A 15,640-nucleotide genomic window follows, 5' to 3' on the forward strand; every position below is an offset into this window, starting at 1 on the left:
CCTATTTATTGGCGCGTGGTGGCATCCGTGCCACCAACAGGCCTGCTATGATCAGGCCCAATGCCAACCAAGTGGTCAATGGGACATGTTCTGAGAGCAAAATAGCGCCCATGATGACGCCAAATATGGGAATCAGATTCATGCCCAAGCCAAAGAAGCTTGCCCCTACCGCCCAAATAAGCCGATAACGCAGAATGGTGGCAAGGCCGGTGGGGAGTAAGCCCAAGAAGATGAGGCTGACCCAGCCATCGGCGGCAATGGCGGTGAAATCGGGGAGCCCTTGCGCAAGGCCAAGTGCGATGAGCTCCACAGATGACAAGCCTAATATGAGCGTCGCCAAGCGGGTGGGTGGCACGTCTTTGACTTGTCTGATCATGGCGCCCGATAGGGCGTAACACAGTGAAGCGCCCAATATGGCTAGCTGTGCAAGAATTCCGTTGTTCATATGAGCGAGAGCTTCTCGCCCGACCACCAGAGCAATCCCAGAAAACCCGAGTGCAATTCCCATCAGCTTGAACCGATTGATCTTGTCGTCTTCGGTAGTCACATGACTGAGAACAAGGGCAAGCAGGGGCCCCGTGCCCAACAATAGGGAGGCCATGCCTGCTGATACTGTCAATTCGGCCCAGGAGATGAGCAGAAAAGGCAGGGTTACGTTGAATAGGGAAATGGCTACCAGAAATGCCCAGTTTTTCGCCGACTTTGGCAGCATAAAGCCGCGATAGAACGCCCACGGTAACAGTACGGCAAAGCCAATGCAGACACGGATGGCGGCCAGCCAAACCGGCCCTGTTTGGGGCACTGCAACTTTGATTGCGACAAAAGAAGACGACCAGACAATGGTCAGAAACAACATCAGTGCCAAATCAACCGCGGTTGGTTTGCGTATCGTGGGTGATCGCATTGTGTGAAACCTAGCAGGAGGGTATGAGCGTAAAAGATCACGCTCTTCCTTCTAACGTCATTTTCCCTATCAGGTCAAATCCTGATGGTTCGATTAAAATGGCTATCGGTTCGCTCTGTCTAGGGGAGTAGACGGGTGGCAAGCTTTTGTGAACGTGAGAAAAACTGACGTCGCACAAGAACCATACCGACAAAGGTTGTGGCAGCTATCAGCAACATAGGGTGGATGAACCAGCCAAACAGGGCAAGAGAGAAGAAGAATGCGCGCAGGCCCAGATTGAAATGACGACCGGCTAGAGAATTGATTTCTGCTACCTGCTCTATCGCTATCTCCATGTCCTCTGGACTGGTGGATTTGTGGTAGGGAAGCGCTCCGATCAATATGGAGGTGTAGTTGAAAAGGCGGTATGCCCAACCGAACTTGAAAAATGCATAGACATAAATGCAGATCAAGCTAAGGGCTTTTGTTTCCCAAAGTGCTCTGGTGGTCTCGACCGGCAAAGACAAATCACGGGTAACCTGCAACGCAAGATCTGTTGAGTTGAGCAAAGCAAATCCGGCACCAATTGCCAACAGTGAGGTCGATGCGAAGAATGCTGTGCCATTTTGCAGACCTGTAATAATGGCCGTGTCAATCATACGCAAATCTCTGTTTGCCATATTCTTGACCCAACGGCGGCGGTGTCCGTTCATCAAATGTGATAGGTTGCGGTGGCTTAAGGGGGAGTGGTCCACGACGAATGAAAATAGCGCCCAGAAGGCCGCATACCATACAATGGCGATGATATCGAGGGTGGAGAACGGAATCATAAGTATCTCCTCATATTAAATTCCCTTGAAATGGGTGGCGGTGCGTTGCTGTTAACGAATTGTCACGAAGTTGCCACAATACGCACATTTTTATAATTTGCTAGTCTATTGATTCTTATGGCGGAATTGAAGTCACTAGCTGACATGTCCCTATTGCATGCCTTATTGGTTGCTTAAGTGTTTCCAAGGCGTTAATTAATGCCGCAAGTGCTACGGTCGTAAGGCGCGTGGTAATTTATTATCAGTGACAGTTGAGGTTACATGGACAACGAAATCGACGTTTCTTGTTGGGGTGTCACAATGAAAGCGGTTTTGGCGCTAGGCGCTTTACTCGTGATCGTTTACTTCTTTGGAGCATTTGATACGGCTGCGATCGTAGCAGGTTAAACAAACCTCCCTGTTAGGGGTGTTTGGATGTTCAAAAAAGCGTGGGGTAACCCGCGCTTTTTTTATGCTTGCTTTTTCCTTGGACATTTTAGACGATCTGTTTGCTAACTTGTTTGGCGAAAAGGGATGGATATATGACGCAGACGATTTCTATAACCTACCAAGAGCTGCTTGATGCAGCTGAGGCCGAGATTGAAACTTTGACTGTTGAAGAGGCCAAGGCTCTTTTGCATGACGAGACCTGTGTGTTTATCGATATTCGCGATATTCGAGAGCTTGATAAGTCTGGGCGTATTCCCGGCTCTGTGCATGCCCCTCGTGGCATGCTGGAATTTTGGGTTTGCCCTACAAGTCCCTATCATCGTGACGTTTTTGCCCAAGACAAGAAATATATTTTCTTTTGTGCTGGTGGTTGGCGCAGTGCTTTGGCCACCCAGCAAATGCAGCGAATGGGTTTGGCTCCAGTTGCCCACATTGAGGGTGGCTATTCCGCTTGGCTCGCGGCTGGTGGCGAAGTGGATATCAACGAGATTTCAGATCCCGTTTGAACTATTGGGAATCCTGCCTCTTTTCAAATCGCTCTGAAGTGTCTTTGAATCTGATTATGAATTTTTGCTAATTCCCACATTGCAATATTATGGTGTCTCCGTCTTAATGTCTGTGTTCAACTAAAGCAGTTAACGTAACATGCTTAGAAATTCTTTATTTATTTCTGGTGGTTGTGTATAGTCTTCCCACGATTATAAACGGATTTTAAGCTGCTTGCGGATGGATCGAATAACGGTTCAGGCAAGGTAAGAAGGGGGAAGACAATGGCTGTGCTTCGATCGGACATTCGTCCTGAGTCTGAAGACTTTATGTCCAACAGAGACGAAATGTTGTCTTTGGTTGCCGATCTCGATGCGAAGCGTGCAGCGGCCGCACAAGGTGGCAATGAGCGGGCCCGCGAACGGCATTTGTCCCGAGGAAAATTATTGCCTCGTGATCGCGTGATGCAATTGCTCGATCCGGGAGCGCCGTTTTTGGAGCTGTCCCCGCTAGCCGCCAACCAAATGTATGATGCTGCAATTCATGGAGCAGGGTTGATCACAGGGATTGGGCGCGTAGAAGGCCGCGAGTGTATGATTGTTTGCAATGACGCAACGATCAAGGGCGGCACTTACTATCCCATGACTGTGAAAAAGCATTTGCGGGCACAAGAAGTGGCGCAAGAGAACCGCTTACCATGCATTTATCTGGTGGATTCTGGCGGCGCCAACCTGCCGCAACAGACAGATGTTTTTCCTGATAAAGAGCATTTTGGCCGAATCTTTTTTAATCAGGCAACCATGTCATCCATGGGTATTCCGCAAATTGCAGTTGTGATGGGATCATGCACCGCTGGTGGTGCTTATGTGCCTGCTATGTCGGATGAAACCATCATCGTACGCGAACAGGGGACCATCTTTTTGGCAGGTCCTCCGTTGGTCAAAGCGGCAACAGGCGAAGTGGTGTCAGCTGAAGACTTAGGTGGTGCAGACGTGCATACCAAGGTTTCTGGTGTGGCGGACCATTACGCGCTCAATGATGCCCACGCGCTTGAACTGGCGCGTTCCATTGTATCCAATCTCAATATCCGCAAAGATGTCGATATTGAACTGCGTGAACCAGCCGAACCGCTTTATGATACAGCTGAGCTGAATGGTATCGTGCCGGTGGATCTCAAAAAGCAGTATGATATCCGTGAAGTGATTGCTCGACTGGTGGATGGCTCGCGGTTTGACGAGTTCAAGGCACGCTTCGGAACAACATTGGTAACGGGGTTTGCGCATATCCATGGCATTCCCGTTGGCATTATAGGCAACAATGGGATTTTGTTCTCTGAGAGTGCTCAGAAAGGCGCTCATTTTGTTGAGCTCTGCTGTCAGCGTCGTATTTCGCTGTTGTTTTTGCAAAATATCACCGGCTTTATGGTCGGGCGTGACTATGAGGCTGGAGGTATCGCTAAGGATGGGGCCAAACTGGTAACCGCCGTCGCCTGTGCCCAAGTACCCAAAGTCACTCTGTTGGTTGGTGGCTCATATGGGGCAGGCAATTATGGCATGTGTGGCCGCGCCTATAGCCCAAGGTTTCTGTTTAGTTGGCCCAACAGTCGCATTTCAGTGATGGGTGGAGAGCAAGCCGCCAGCGTTTTGGCGACCGTTAAGCGCGACAATCTGGAAGCGGCGGGGGAGGAATGGTCTTCTGAACAAGAGGCCGCTTTTAAGGAGCCAATTCAGAGCCGCTTTGAAGAAGAAGGTCATCCCTATTATGCGACAGCAAGGCTTTGGGATGATGGCATTATTACGCCGTCCGAAACGCGACGCGTGTTGGGAATGGCCTTTTCTGCAGCGCTGAATGCGCCGGTGCCGGAAACACGCTTTGGCGTCTTCCGCATGTAAGCTTTGATTGAAAAGACAAAGGGGCCATGACTTTGGGCCCTTTTGTGCTCACTATAGTTTGCTGTCAGGTGCCTGGGATGATGCCTGTGGCCCAGCCTGCAATTAGCAAAATCGCACCAATGCCGAACAGTTTAAACATGCCGCCGCTGCCTTCTGTCGGGACACCCATGCGGGACAGCGCATGTATGCCTCCGGTCAACATGTAGGCATCGCATTTGACCGAGCTGGCCAGTTTGGTTGCATAGCCATTGGTTCGTGCACCAGACGCACAAAAGAAAATAGCCGCTTTTGCATCTTTTGTGTCAATGGGGCCGTTGAGTCCGGACAGAGGATGATGCAGCGCTGAAGGCACTTTTTTACTCATCAACTCCATCGACTCGCGCACATCAATTAGAACCGCTCCTTGGTTCAACAGTTTCTTTGCTTCGTCATGGTTGATCTGTTTGACGATCTGCTTCTTTGCCATTTTTTCGCAAGTCCTTTGGTATCAATTCGGCTTCGTTTTGCCTGCCTGACGAGGCTTGCCGTCTGTATCACAATAGAGATCCTTGAGAACAGAGAGCAGTTGTTCAGCGTTGCTATTGGATAGGGAATAATAAATGGTTTGAGCGTCGCGACGGCCCGTAATCAAACCATCCTCGCGCATTTTTGCTAGATGTTGGGAAAGGGCGCTTTGGCTGATTTGCAGCCGTTCTGCAAGGCAATTGACAGATTTGTCCGGACCATCAACCAGTTGGCAAAGAATGCGCAAGCGATTGCTATTGCCAAGCAGCTTGAGCAATCGTGCAACTTCATTGGCTTGATCTGCCAACGCCTCAATTGATGGGTCTGCCGCCATGGTTCATCCCGTGTTTTGCAGTCTGCCTCGGCAAGATGGCCCTGTGGTGTGGGATGATGTATGGGCCAGCCTTGCTTTGGTAGACTGTCGAATTAGACTTGTCTAATTTAGTATATTCGAATATTTAGTCAAGCCCCTTGTGGTCTGAAGGGCGTGAGCTTGAAAATGTCCAAATTTACACGCCAGAGAACGAAAAAATGAAACTTCTTTATAATTGACTTTTACGTCAATTGATTTCATTTTTAACAAATAATTTTAGCAACTTATCAGTTTTGATCTCTGTATTCGGATCAGAATTGGGTCAAACAGAGATCGAGTGGGAGAAGGCAGTATGATAGAGAGTGTGTTGATTGCCAACCGTGGCGAGATTGCTTGCCGGGTAATCAAAACGGCGCGGACCATGGGATTGCGCACAATTGCTGTCTACTCTGATGCTGACGCCAACGCGCTGCATGTGCGGTTGGCGGATGAAGCTTGGCATCTTGGGCCTGCTCCTGCTGCCCAAAGCTACTTAGATGTTCAAAAAGTGCTGTCGGTGGCGCAGCAAAGCGGGGCGCATGCGATCCATCCCGGATACGGTTTCTTGTCAGAGAATGCCGCCTTTGCTGAGGCTTGCGAGGCACAAGGCATTGTATTTGTTGGACCTAGCGCGGACGCAATCCGCGCCATGGGGCTGAAAGATCGGGCAAAAACCCTGATGGATCAGGCCGGAGTGCCGGTGGTTCCGGGCTATCACGGCAGCAATCAAGACGTTGTGTTTTTGCAGCAGCAAGCGCGCTCTATCGGGTATCCGGTGTTGATTAAGGCAGTGTCTGGCGGTGGCGGCAAAGGCATGCGTCTGGTTGAGCGGGATGAGGATTTTGTTACAGCATTGGAATCTGCTCAGCGTGAGGGGCTCAATGCTTTTGGGGATGCGAATGTGCTGATTGAGCGATTCGTGAAAAACCCGCGGCACATTGAGATTCAGGTTTTTGCTGACAGTCATGGCAATGCGGTGCATCTGCATGAGCGAGATTGTTCGTTACAACGCCGTCACCAGAAAGTGATTGAAGAGGCCCCCGCACCGGGCATGACTGATAATGTGCGCGCTGCAATGGGGCAAGCAGCTGTCAAAGCAGCCCTTGCTGTTGGGTATCGCGGGGCGGGCACGGTTGAGTTCATCGTTGATGGTTCGTCGGGCCTGCGAGAGGATGGCTTTTTCTTTATGGAGATGAACACGCGTCTGCAAGTGGAACACCCTGTCACGGAGGTCATTACGGGACAGGATCTTGTGGCTTGGCAGTTTGATGTAGCCAATGGCAAACCATTGCCCTTGGCTCAGGATGCCATTCCTCTGTTTGGGCATGCGGTTGAAGCCCGACTCTATGCGGAAGATCCCGAAAATGGCTTTTTGCCCTCAACAGGCAAGCTGTTGGGGCTTTCCTTTCATGCGGGAGAAGGTGTGCGAATCGATACAGGTGTTGAAGGAGGCGATGTTATTTCACCCCATTATGACCCGATGATCGCAAAGGTGATTGTGCATGGGGCAACCCGTGCAGTTGCCCTGTCTAAGCTGGCTGATGTCCTCCGGCACAGTGTGGTGGCGGGACCCAAGTCCAATGCTGCATTTTTGGCGGCATTGGTTCAACACCCTGATTTCGTCTCGGAAAACTTTGATACCGGCTTTATTGATGCGCGCCTGGATGCCCTGATCGCGCCCGATCATAACATGCAAACGCTTGTCGGTGCCGTGGCTTTGCAAACCCTATTGTCCGCCCGCCAGAGATCTGCTTATGCCATGCGCCAGTTGCGTAGCAATGAAAGATCATCCGCTTGGGATGCCATAGACGGCTTTCAACTGGGGCGGGGGCGCACACAATATTTGCCGATTGTGGTTGATGGGATTGAACAGATGCACTCAGTTCAATTTGGGGTGGCAGGCTTGATGGTTGAAGGGGCAAAGACCACAGATCAGGTCTCTATCATTGAGAATGCTGATGGCCTTTTACTGATGGCCAACGGGCGGCAATATCGCGCTCACTTGCCAGATTATGACCACGAGGAAGAAGGTGGCTCGGGACAGATTGGCGCGCCAATGCATGGCAAAGTCATTGCTGTTTTTGTTCAGGAAGGTCAGTCCGTTGCCAAAGGGGACCGGCTGTTCATTGTCGAGGCCATGAAGATGGAGCACAGCGTTGTGGCTCCGACTGATGGCGTCGTGTCAAAAGTATCTGCCAAGGAAGGGGATCAGGTGGGAGAGGGGTTTGCTGTCGTTAGCTTGCACGATGAGGCTGAAGCGGCTGCCTAGAGCCTATAATGAAAAATGGGCCGCAATAATCGGCCCATTTTGGTGATATCTTGGATCATTTTTCTTGATCATGTCTCGAGAGATATGCGCACCAGATCTTCAATGCTGGTGTATCGCGGCGACCAGCCGAGCTTATCATGGGCACGATCTGCTTGCATGCGTTGAGACCTACCAAAGCCTGACGCCCAGTTACCAAACCGTTTTTGTGCTTCTTGTACCGTGATGATGTTGGCTTGGTACGGTTTGTTAAGCGCTTGGGCAACCTGTTTGCCAATGTCTTGAGCTGTCGCGCTCTTTATCGCTGTTGCGTTGAGCAGAAGGCCGTCTCCCCGATGCTCTAGGGCCCGAACATATAAATCTGCAAGATCGTCACTTTGTACGATAGGGAAATGGGTGTCGGCTGCGCCCACTATGATGATTTCGCCGTTCTCCAAAAGCTCCTTGGCATAATCTGCAATGAACCCGCGTCCTTTGTCGACGACCCGTGCAGGGTGAATGACTGTTAGGAGGAAATTGGGGCAGCTGTGCAGTTGCTCTATGCTATCGAGCATCCAGGCAAATTCTGGAAGTGGTTCCAGAACGTGGCGTTCTGTGATCGGGATAACCGGTGCTTCAGGATAGAGCCAACAGCCTCCGGTATAAATAAACGGAATGGTCTTTTCGACAGGCAGTGCTTCGGCAGCCTTTAGCAAAGCCTTGACCAGATGATGGTCTACGTCGCCCATATCACTATCAAAAGTTGCTGCTGCATGAATGAAGGCGTCATGGGTGAGAGCTTCACCAACCCAGCTGTCGGGGGATGTCAGGCTGCCTCGCACAGGAGTTGCGCCGAGTTGAGTTTGAATGTTTGCGCTTTGCTCGGATCTTGCAAGAGTGGTGACTGTATGGCCCTTTGCCAACAGGGCTTTAACCACGCCTGTCCCGACTAGCCCCGTGCCACCAGTTACAAAAATACGCATAAATCGCTTCCTTCCAATCCAATCCATATGAGACTGGTTTATTTTGTTATAGCGAATTTATAGCAGAATGTGCATAAATCCATTGTCTGTTTTAACGAAAAGTGCTGTTTGCTTTATCACAAGTAAACAGCATGATATGGACCAAGTTATGACAGTACATATCATCAAATTGTGTGTCGGCGTTGACAGCGTCGACGATCTGGAACAGCGAATTATTCTTCGGCAGCAGCTGAGTGCTTTGAACGGAGAGGCGGGTGAGCAGATACACACCACGCGCATGACCCCTAAACGTCGCGAGGAGATTCTAGATGGAGGATCACTCTATTGGGTGATCAAGGGTATGATATTGGCACGCCAAAAGATCGTTGATCTTCGCGCTATACGCGGTGAAGATGGCATAGGCCGTTGCCAAATCGTCATGGATCCGACGCTTGTGCGCACCGAATCCCAACCCCGACGGGCCTTTCAAGGCTGGCGATATCTCAAGGTCTCTGACGCGCCGCGTGACATTGATCCTTTGCGCACCGCTAACGACTTGCCTGAGGCGTTTCGCCGTGAGTTGGCCGATCTGGGGCTGCTATAAGGCCAATGGCGCTTTTGTGAAGAGCATTGCGACTTGCCTCTTTGATTTTTTGACCCACATAATGAAGATGGAATAGGCTTGTGAATTGTGACGGGCTGGACGTGGGTGGAGGCGCAAAGACATATGAAAGACAAGCGGGATCAATTGGTTGAAAATGCCGCAAAAGACTTGTCCTCTGAAGGGGGCAAGGGGGATGTCTCTGCATTTCTGGCCAAAACCAAGATTGTTCGGCAGGCGCAAAAAGCCAAAGGCTTATCGCCCGTAACAGGACGCTTGATGTTTGCACTTGATGCTACGATGAGCAGGCAACCGATGTGGGATGTGGCTTGCTCGCTTCAAAGCGAAATGTTTTCTGTTGCTGCTGAACATGGTGGTCTGGCGACACAGCTGGTCTATTTTCGGGGCACGGGAGAATGCCGTGCAAGCCGCTGGACACGCACTTCTGATGACATGGTGCGTTGGATGGAACGGTTTGATTGTCGCGCAGGACGCACACAGCTTGGACGTATCCTTCAACATATCAAAAATGAAGCAGGGCAGACCCATATTGACGCTGTGGTTTTTGTCGGTGATTCTCTGGAAGAAAACCCTGATGTGATTGTGGGGTTGGCCGGTGACATCGCGCTCAAGCGCATACCGGTGTTTGTCTTTCAGGAAGGCAATGACGGGCTTGCCGCCACAATCTTCAAGGAAATTGCACGTCTGACTGGCGGGGCCTATGGTCAGTTTGATCCCAGTGCCAAAGATAAGCTTGCGGCCTATCTGAAGGGAATTGCTGCCTATGCAGCTGCTGGACGGGATGCAACCAGACTGCCAAAAGACTTGCAGAAGCAATTGCCCAAACTGACCTGAGATGTGCGGAACTTGTTTCCGCTTGATAGTACTCTTTGCGCGGCAAAGAGACCTTACAGACCGAATAAGCAAGCGCCGAAATGCGTGTCTGGCTTTGTTCTACTCAAGAATTGGTGAAATGATGACCTATCTTCTGGCCGGATTTCTATTGTTTACGGGTTTTTATATGTTGGCACGTTGGGCAGCTCATGCACGGCCTTCTGATGTCGCCCAACTCGGCTACCGTTTGGTTGGGGGAGCGCTGGGACTGTTTGCGGTTTTTTTGATGTTTCGCAGACAATGGTTTATTGCGATGCCAGTTGCCGCGATGGCATGGGCGATGTTTGGCCGCAAGCCTGCCGGTGCCGGTGCTGACCGCGCCGGGGGACGCGGCTCTACCGTTCGAACGGCTGCCTTGGAAATGACGCTCGATCACGACACCGGTATTATTATCGGACGGGTTTTGGCGGGCACTTATGAAGGCCAAGAACTGGATAGTTTATCAGAGGCTGAACTGGTCAGCCTCTGGGACGAGATACGAAGCGACAAGGAAAGCCGCGATTTACTTGAAGCCTATCTTGACGGCCGGAGAGCCGATTGGAGAGAGGCATTCGATACGGATACGACTGCGGGGGAAGGACGCGCGTCGGACTCTGGCCCCATGACCCAAGAGGAAGCCTATGAGGTTCTTGGTCTTTCTGCGGGTGCCAGCAACGCGGAAATTGTTGCTGCGCATCGGCGCCTCATGAAACGGGTTCACCCTGACCAGGGGGGCTCCACTTTTCTTGCTACCAAGATCAATGCGGCCAAGGCTGTCTTGCTGCGAAAACATGGCTGATCTCCAAATACTCAACTAAACTCACGGATGGAGCGCCAGACAGGCGAATTTCTGTTTCTGTAGGATCTTGCAGGCGTCACGGGCGGATGATTTACTCTCAAAGCCAGTGAACCGTGCGCGATACAGGGTTGCATTGTTCTTTTCCACCGTCTCGGTATGGTTGACCCGAGCGAGAAGAAGACGTTTATTTTTAGCGCGTGCTTGGGACAGGATTTTGTTTGCTGCGGCCAAGGACGGTGCTGCGCCCAATTGAATGTGCCATCCACTTGGTGCCACTTGTGTCGACGACGCTCGCGAGTGGGTGGAAAGATCTCCAACCGGATCATTGGCTGCACGCGGCAATGGTGGCATTGCAAGAGCTGCTGTGGTCATCCGTGGCTTTGGACTGACGGGGATTGATGCTGTGGCTTGCTGATCTGGTTTGGCAGGATTTTCGCGTGGAAGAGCCGCCAGATTGATTGGATTGGCATAGGCCATTTGTGCAGACGACGCCGGTTGAAAGGCAGGAATGCTCGGAGCCAAGGATGCCATTGCCAGCGGTTGGGAAATTTCAAGGGTTTTGGCTTTTGGCAGGCGAATTGACTTTGCCAGCTGGATATAATTGGCTTTTGATGCGGTTCCTGCACGCGGCACCACCAATGCTGTTTGCCTTTTACCCGTTTTGGCCTTGGACAGATATTTTGCAATCAGCGACTTCATGTGATTGTCACGGCTGCGGCCAGATTTTCCGCCCATGACAACGGCAACAATATGGCGATCACGTGTTTTGACGTTTGTCACCAGATTGAAGCCCGATGCACGGGTGTATCCGGTTTTGATTCCGTCGACACCTTTAACGCGGCCAAGCAATTTGTTGTGATTGCCATAACGACGTTTGCCGTACTTGAAACTTGATGTGCTGAAATACTTATATTGCTTGGGGAAACGATCTTGCAAAGCGCGTCCCAGCAGGGCCATGTCGGCTGCTGTTGTCTTTTGTTTGCTGTTTGGCAAACCTGATGCATTTTTGAAGGTGGTCCTCGTCATGCCCAGCGCACGTGCTGTGTCTGTCATCATGGCTGCAAATTTTGCCTCAGACCCACCGATATTCTCCGCCACAGTGGTTGCAACATCGTTTGCGGATTTGGTGACCAGTGCATAAATTGCATCTCGCACACGAATCGAACTACCTGCCCGCAGGCCTAGCTTGGAGGGGGGACGCGAGGCGGCATATTTAGACACCTTAAAGCGGGAGTTTAATGTGAGCTTGCCATTTTCCAGCCGCTCGAAGACCATATAAAGGGTCATCATTTTGGTGAGCGAAGCAGGATAACGCGGAGATGTGGCGTTGCGTGAAAACAGCACTTTGCCGCTTTTCACGTCAATCACATACGCTGCATATTTATTGGCTGCTGCATTGGCTTTGCCCAATGACCCCAAAGGAGCAAAGGTGAGACAAATTGCAACTGCTGCTAGGATTGCGGGACGCGCAAACCTGAAGCGCCTTACGGCTTGGAACGCTACTCTATACACGTGACGTCCTTTGAGTGTTTACTCTGATGGCGGCATACTGCGCGCCTTTTTTGTACATAGTTAGGCAAACTTATGCCTAACGTTTCCTTGCGATCAACATTAATGAGACTCGGTTAGGAAAAGGTAAAAACTCCAAGCCGAAATGCAAATTGCGAAAAAAAAGTACGACCCAATGGTTAAAGTTTTTTGCCAAGCCTTTGACAGATCTCAAGAAAGAAAAGGCTTACAGGGGGTTTGGATATGTCTACTTATGCCCTTACAATGTCGGTGAATTGTGCCTACATAATGAAACTGAATGGTGAACATCTGCAATTTGGTCTAATATTTGCCTATGTTCGTAATAAGATTGTGGCGAGCGCTGATGGTTTTTGAGATTTGTGAGCATGGTGGTTGGTTGCCAATCAAATGCTCGGCGTTGGTCCGAGAAAGTTGTGGAGACAGTCTGAGCAATGAGTAAAGATATTCGTCGCCTAGATGAAGATGAAGGCGTTGGTGTTGCCACAAAGGCCAAGCCCAAGACAAAACGGCCGAATATGTATCGGGTGCTTATATTGAATGATGACTTCACCCCAATGGAGTTTGTGATTCATGTCTTGGAGGCTTTCTTCAACAAGGGGCGGGAAGATGCGACTCGCATCATGTTGCATGTCCATCACCATGGGGTGGGGGAGTGTGGCGTGTTTACCTACGAGGTTGCGGAAACCAAAGTCAGTCAGGTGATGGACTTTGCGCATCAGCAACAGCACCCATTGCAATGCATTATGGAAAAGAAGTGAGGAACGTCAGTGCCATCATTTTCTAACAGTCTTGAAATCGCCCTGCATAAAGCTCTTATGGCTGCCAACGAGCGCTCTCAGGAATATGCGACGCTGGAACATTTGCTTTTGGCGCTGATCGAAGACAGCGACGCGGCGTCGGTTATGCGTGCCTGCGGGGTTGATTTGCGCTTGTTGGAAACCAGCCTGACCGATTATGTCGATAATGAGTTGACCAATTTGGTGCAGGAAAAAGGCGAGGATTCTAAGCCCACCGCAGGTTTCCAGCGGGTTATTCAGCGAGCGGTCATTCATGTGCAATCTTCGGGACGCGAAGAAGTGACGGGCGCGAATGTGTTGGTTGCCATTTTTGCTGAACGGGAAAGCCATGCTGCATTCTTTTTGCATGATCAGGAAATGACCCGCTACGATGCGGTCAATTATATTTCGCACGGTATTGCTAAAACTCCAGGAATGTCCGAAGGCGTGCCTATTTCCGGCGCCGATGATGACAGCGATGATGACTTTGATCTGGATGATGATGAAGAGAAAACGGGCGGTAAAACCGAAGCGTTGAAGGCCTATGCCGTCAACCTCAATGAAAAGGCCCGTGACGGTAAAATCGATGTTCTTATCGGGCGGGATACGGAAATCCACCGCACGATTCAGGTGCTTTGCCGCCGTTCAAAAAATAACCCACTTTTTGTTGGTGATCCCGGTGTTGGTAAAACAGCCATTGCTGAAGGTTTGGCCAAACGCATTATTGAAAACAAAGTGCCGGATGTCTTGAAAAACGCGACCATCTTCTCTTTGGATATGGGCACCCTTCTTGCGGGCACACGCTATCGCGGCGATTTCGAAGAGCGCTTGAAACAGGTGATCAAGGAAATTGAAGAATATGATGGGGCGATCCTGTTTATAGACGAGATCCATACGGTGATCGGTGCTGGTGCTACATCTGGTGGTGCAATGGACGCATCGAACCTACTCAAGCCGTCGTTGTCTGCTGGCAATTTGCGCTGTATGGGGTCTACGACCTACAAAGAATACCGTCAGTTTTTTGAGAAGGATCGTGCTTTGGTGCGCCGGTTCCAGAAGATTGATGTCAACGAGCCGTCTATTCCTGATGCGATTGATATCCTTAAGGGTCTGAAACCATACTTTGAAGACTATCACAGCGTTAAATACACCAATGACGCCATCAAATCGGCCGTTGAGCTGTCGGCGCGTTATATTCATGACCGCAAGCTGCCGGATAAAGCCATTGATGTGATTGACGAGACCGGGGCCGCGCAACAATTGCTGCCTGTGTCGCGTCGCCGCAAAAGCATTTCGGCCAAGGAAATCGAAGTCACGATCGCGACTATGGCCCGAATTCCGCCCAAGACTGTGTCCAAGGATGACAAGGAAGTGTTGTCTAGCTTGGAAACCAATCTCAAGCGTATGGTCTATGGTCAGGATCAGGCTATCGACGCTTTGACAAGCCAGATTAAACTGGCGCGGGCAGGACTGCGTGAACCAGAAAAGCCAATCGGCAACTATTTATTCTCCGGTCCCACAGGGGTTGGTAAAACAGAAGTGGCCCGACAACTTGCAGATCTGATGGGTGTGGAGCTGCTGCGTTTTGATATGTCAGAATATATGGAGCGTCATACCATTTCACGGTTGATCGGTGCGCCTCCCGGGTATGTCGGTTTTGATCAGGGCGGTTTGTTGACCGATGGTGTCGATCAACATCCGCATTGTGTACTTTTGCTCGATGAGGTGGAAAAAGCCCATCCTGATCTGTTTAATATTTTGTTGCAGGTGATGGATCATGGCAAGCTGACCGATCACAACGGCAAAAAAGTCGATTTCCGTAATGTGATTCTGATTATGACCACCAATGCCGGCGCAACTGAAATGGATAAGCCAGCGATGGGCTTTACCAATAACGCTCGATCTGGCGATGATGAGGAGGCCATCAACAAGCTGTTCACACCGGAATTCCGCAACCGGCTTGATGCGGTCATTCCGTTTGGGGCGTTGCCCACTGATGTGGTGCATCAGGTGGTGCGCAAGTTTGTTATGCAGCTTGAAGCGCAGTTGGCCGACCGTGGTGTGATGTTTGAACTGACTGAAGCGGCAACGGCGTGGCTCGCCAAAAAAGGCTATGATCCCAAAATGGGAGCGCGGCCATTGTCACGGATCATTCAGGAGCATATCAAGCGGCCTTTGGCCGACGAGATTCTGTTTGGCAAGCTGATAAAAGGCGGCACCGTACGGGTGGATATTGATCTTGATAATATGGAAAAATTGTTCCTGACCGTCATTGAGGATCAACCGCCTATTCCTGAGAAAGCTGCTGCAGCCAAAAAGGCACCCGTGAAGAAAGCTCCTGCCAAAAAGGCGACCAGTCAGTCTACTGGTAACGGGGAGTCGGATGGAGAGCCTAAAAAACCGGCTGTCCGTGCGGCTGCAAAGAAAAAGGCCTCAGTGCCGCGCGTTGCCAAAGTTGATAAAAAATAAGGAAAGGGT

Annotated in this window: 15 protein-coding genes; 9 read left to right on the top strand and 6 right to left on the bottom strand. The window is 50.6% G+C overall.

The genetic code is table 11. The features are described from left to right. Window position 1 precedes the first annotated feature (1 nt). Window positions 2-904 carry a DMT family transporter gene (locus tag C0081_RS07995; protein WP_101533300.1) on the bottom strand — a complete coding sequence of 301 codons (903 nt, stop codon included), beginning with the start codon at window positions 902-904 and terminating at the stop codon, window positions 2-4. A 119-nt stretch (window positions 905-1,023) separates the two neighbouring features. Continuing rightward, on the bottom strand, window positions 1,024-1,713 hold the full coding sequence (locus C0081_RS08000) for a DUF599 domain-containing protein (RefSeq protein ID WP_101533301.1): 690 nt from the start codon (window positions 1,711-1,713) through the stop codon (window positions 1,024-1,026). Window positions 1,714-1,974: 261 nt separating this feature from the next. Here C0081_RS08000 and C0081_RS23675 point away from each other — a divergent pair, with 261 nt between their 5' ends. From C0081_RS23675 to C0081_RS08010, 3 genes are all read left to right on the top strand, one after another. Then, window positions 1,975-2,100: a hypothetical protein gene (locus tag C0081_RS23675; RefSeq protein ID WP_280952862.1), complete on the top strand. Its 126-nt coding sequence runs from the start codon at window positions 1,975-1,977 to the stop codon at window positions 2,098-2,100. Between the two features lie 134 nt (window positions 2,101-2,234). Next, the gene (locus C0081_RS08005) at window positions 2,235-2,648 is read left to right on the top strand and encodes a rhodanese-like domain-containing protein (RefSeq protein WP_180966806.1); all 414 of its coding nucleotides are present in this window, start codon (window positions 2,235-2,237) and stop codon (window positions 2,646-2,648) included. A gap of 264 nt (window positions 2,649-2,912) precedes the next feature. Beyond that, a complete protein-coding gene (locus C0081_RS08010; RefSeq protein ID WP_101533302.1) occupies window positions 2,913-4,520 on the top strand; it encodes a carboxyl transferase domain-containing protein in 1,608 nt (535 codons plus the stop codon). Window positions 4,521-4,584: 64 nt separating this feature from the next. Here C0081_RS08010 and C0081_RS08015 read toward each other — a convergent pair whose 3' ends face one another. Beyond that, window positions 4,585-4,986, bottom strand: coding sequence for a rhodanese-like domain-containing protein (locus C0081_RS08015; RefSeq protein WP_101533303.1), 402 nt, complete (start codon window positions 4,984-4,986; stop codon window positions 4,585-4,587). A gap of 21 nt (window positions 4,987-5,007) precedes the next feature. Continuing rightward, entirely contained in the window at window positions 5,008-5,358 is a 351-nt protein-coding gene (locus C0081_RS08020) for an ArsR/SmtB family transcription factor (RefSeq protein WP_101533304.1), read from the bottom strand. A 331-nt stretch (window positions 5,359-5,689) separates the two neighbouring features. On the opposite strand from C0081_RS08020, the gene C0081_RS08025 reads away from it, so the two are divergent. Then, a complete protein-coding gene (locus C0081_RS08025; RefSeq protein WP_101533305.1) occupies window positions 5,690-7,645 on the top strand; it encodes an acetyl/propionyl/methylcrotonyl-CoA carboxylase subunit alpha in 1,956 nt (651 codons plus the stop codon). A 68-nt stretch (window positions 7,646-7,713) separates the two neighbouring features. Here C0081_RS08025 and C0081_RS08030 read toward each other — a convergent pair whose 3' ends face one another. Beyond that, window positions 7,714-8,604, bottom strand: a complete 891-nt coding sequence (locus tag C0081_RS08030) for an NAD-dependent epimerase/dehydratase family protein (protein ID WP_180966807.1) — start codon at window positions 8,602-8,604, stop codon at window positions 7,714-7,716. A 148-nt stretch (window positions 8,605-8,752) separates the two neighbouring features. On the opposite strand from C0081_RS08030, the gene C0081_RS08035 reads away from it, so the two are divergent. The 3 genes from C0081_RS08035 to C0081_RS23680 all read left to right on the top strand — a co-directional run bounded on the left by C0081_RS08035 (window position 8,753) and on the right by C0081_RS23680 (window position 10,856). Continuing rightward, a complete protein-coding gene (locus C0081_RS08035; protein WP_101533710.1) occupies window positions 8,753-9,187 on the top strand; it encodes a DUF1489 family protein in 435 nt (144 codons plus the stop codon). Between the two features lie 123 nt (window positions 9,188-9,310). After that, window positions 9,311-10,039, top strand: coding sequence for a hypothetical protein (locus C0081_RS08040; RefSeq protein ID WP_101533307.1), 729 nt, complete (start codon window positions 9,311-9,313; stop codon window positions 10,037-10,039). Between the two features lie 118 nt (window positions 10,040-10,157). Next, the gene (locus C0081_RS23680; RefSeq protein ID WP_280952863.1) at window positions 10,158-10,856 is read left to right on the top strand and encodes a DnaJ domain-containing protein; all 699 of its coding nucleotides are present in this window, start codon (window positions 10,158-10,160) and stop codon (window positions 10,854-10,856) included. A 21-nt stretch (window positions 10,857-10,877) separates the two neighbouring features. Here the strand turns inward: C0081_RS23680 and C0081_RS08050 are convergent, their stop codons facing one another. Beyond that, a complete protein-coding gene (locus C0081_RS08050; RefSeq protein WP_245417885.1) occupies window positions 10,878-12,368 on the bottom strand; it encodes a D-alanyl-D-alanine carboxypeptidase in 1,491 nt (496 codons plus the stop codon). A 449-nt stretch (window positions 12,369-12,817) separates the two neighbouring features. Between C0081_RS08050 and clpS the strand changes: the two genes are divergently transcribed. Further along, a complete protein-coding gene (gene clpS / locus C0081_RS08055; protein ID WP_101533308.1) occupies window positions 12,818-13,144 on the top strand; it encodes an ATP-dependent Clp protease adapter ClpS in 327 nt (108 codons plus the stop codon). A 9-nt stretch (window positions 13,145-13,153) separates the two neighbouring features. Continuing rightward, window positions 13,154-15,631: an ATP-dependent Clp protease ATP-binding subunit ClpA gene (gene clpA, locus C0081_RS08060; RefSeq protein WP_101533309.1), complete on the top strand. Its 2,478-nt coding sequence runs from the start codon at window positions 13,154-13,156 to the stop codon at window positions 15,629-15,631. Window positions 15,632-15,640: the final 9 nt, after the last annotated feature.

The organism is Cohaesibacter celericrescens (assembly GCF_002866925.1).
Lineage (GTDB): Bacteria > Pseudomonadota > Alphaproteobacteria > Rhizobiales > Cohaesibacteraceae > Cohaesibacter > Cohaesibacter celericrescens.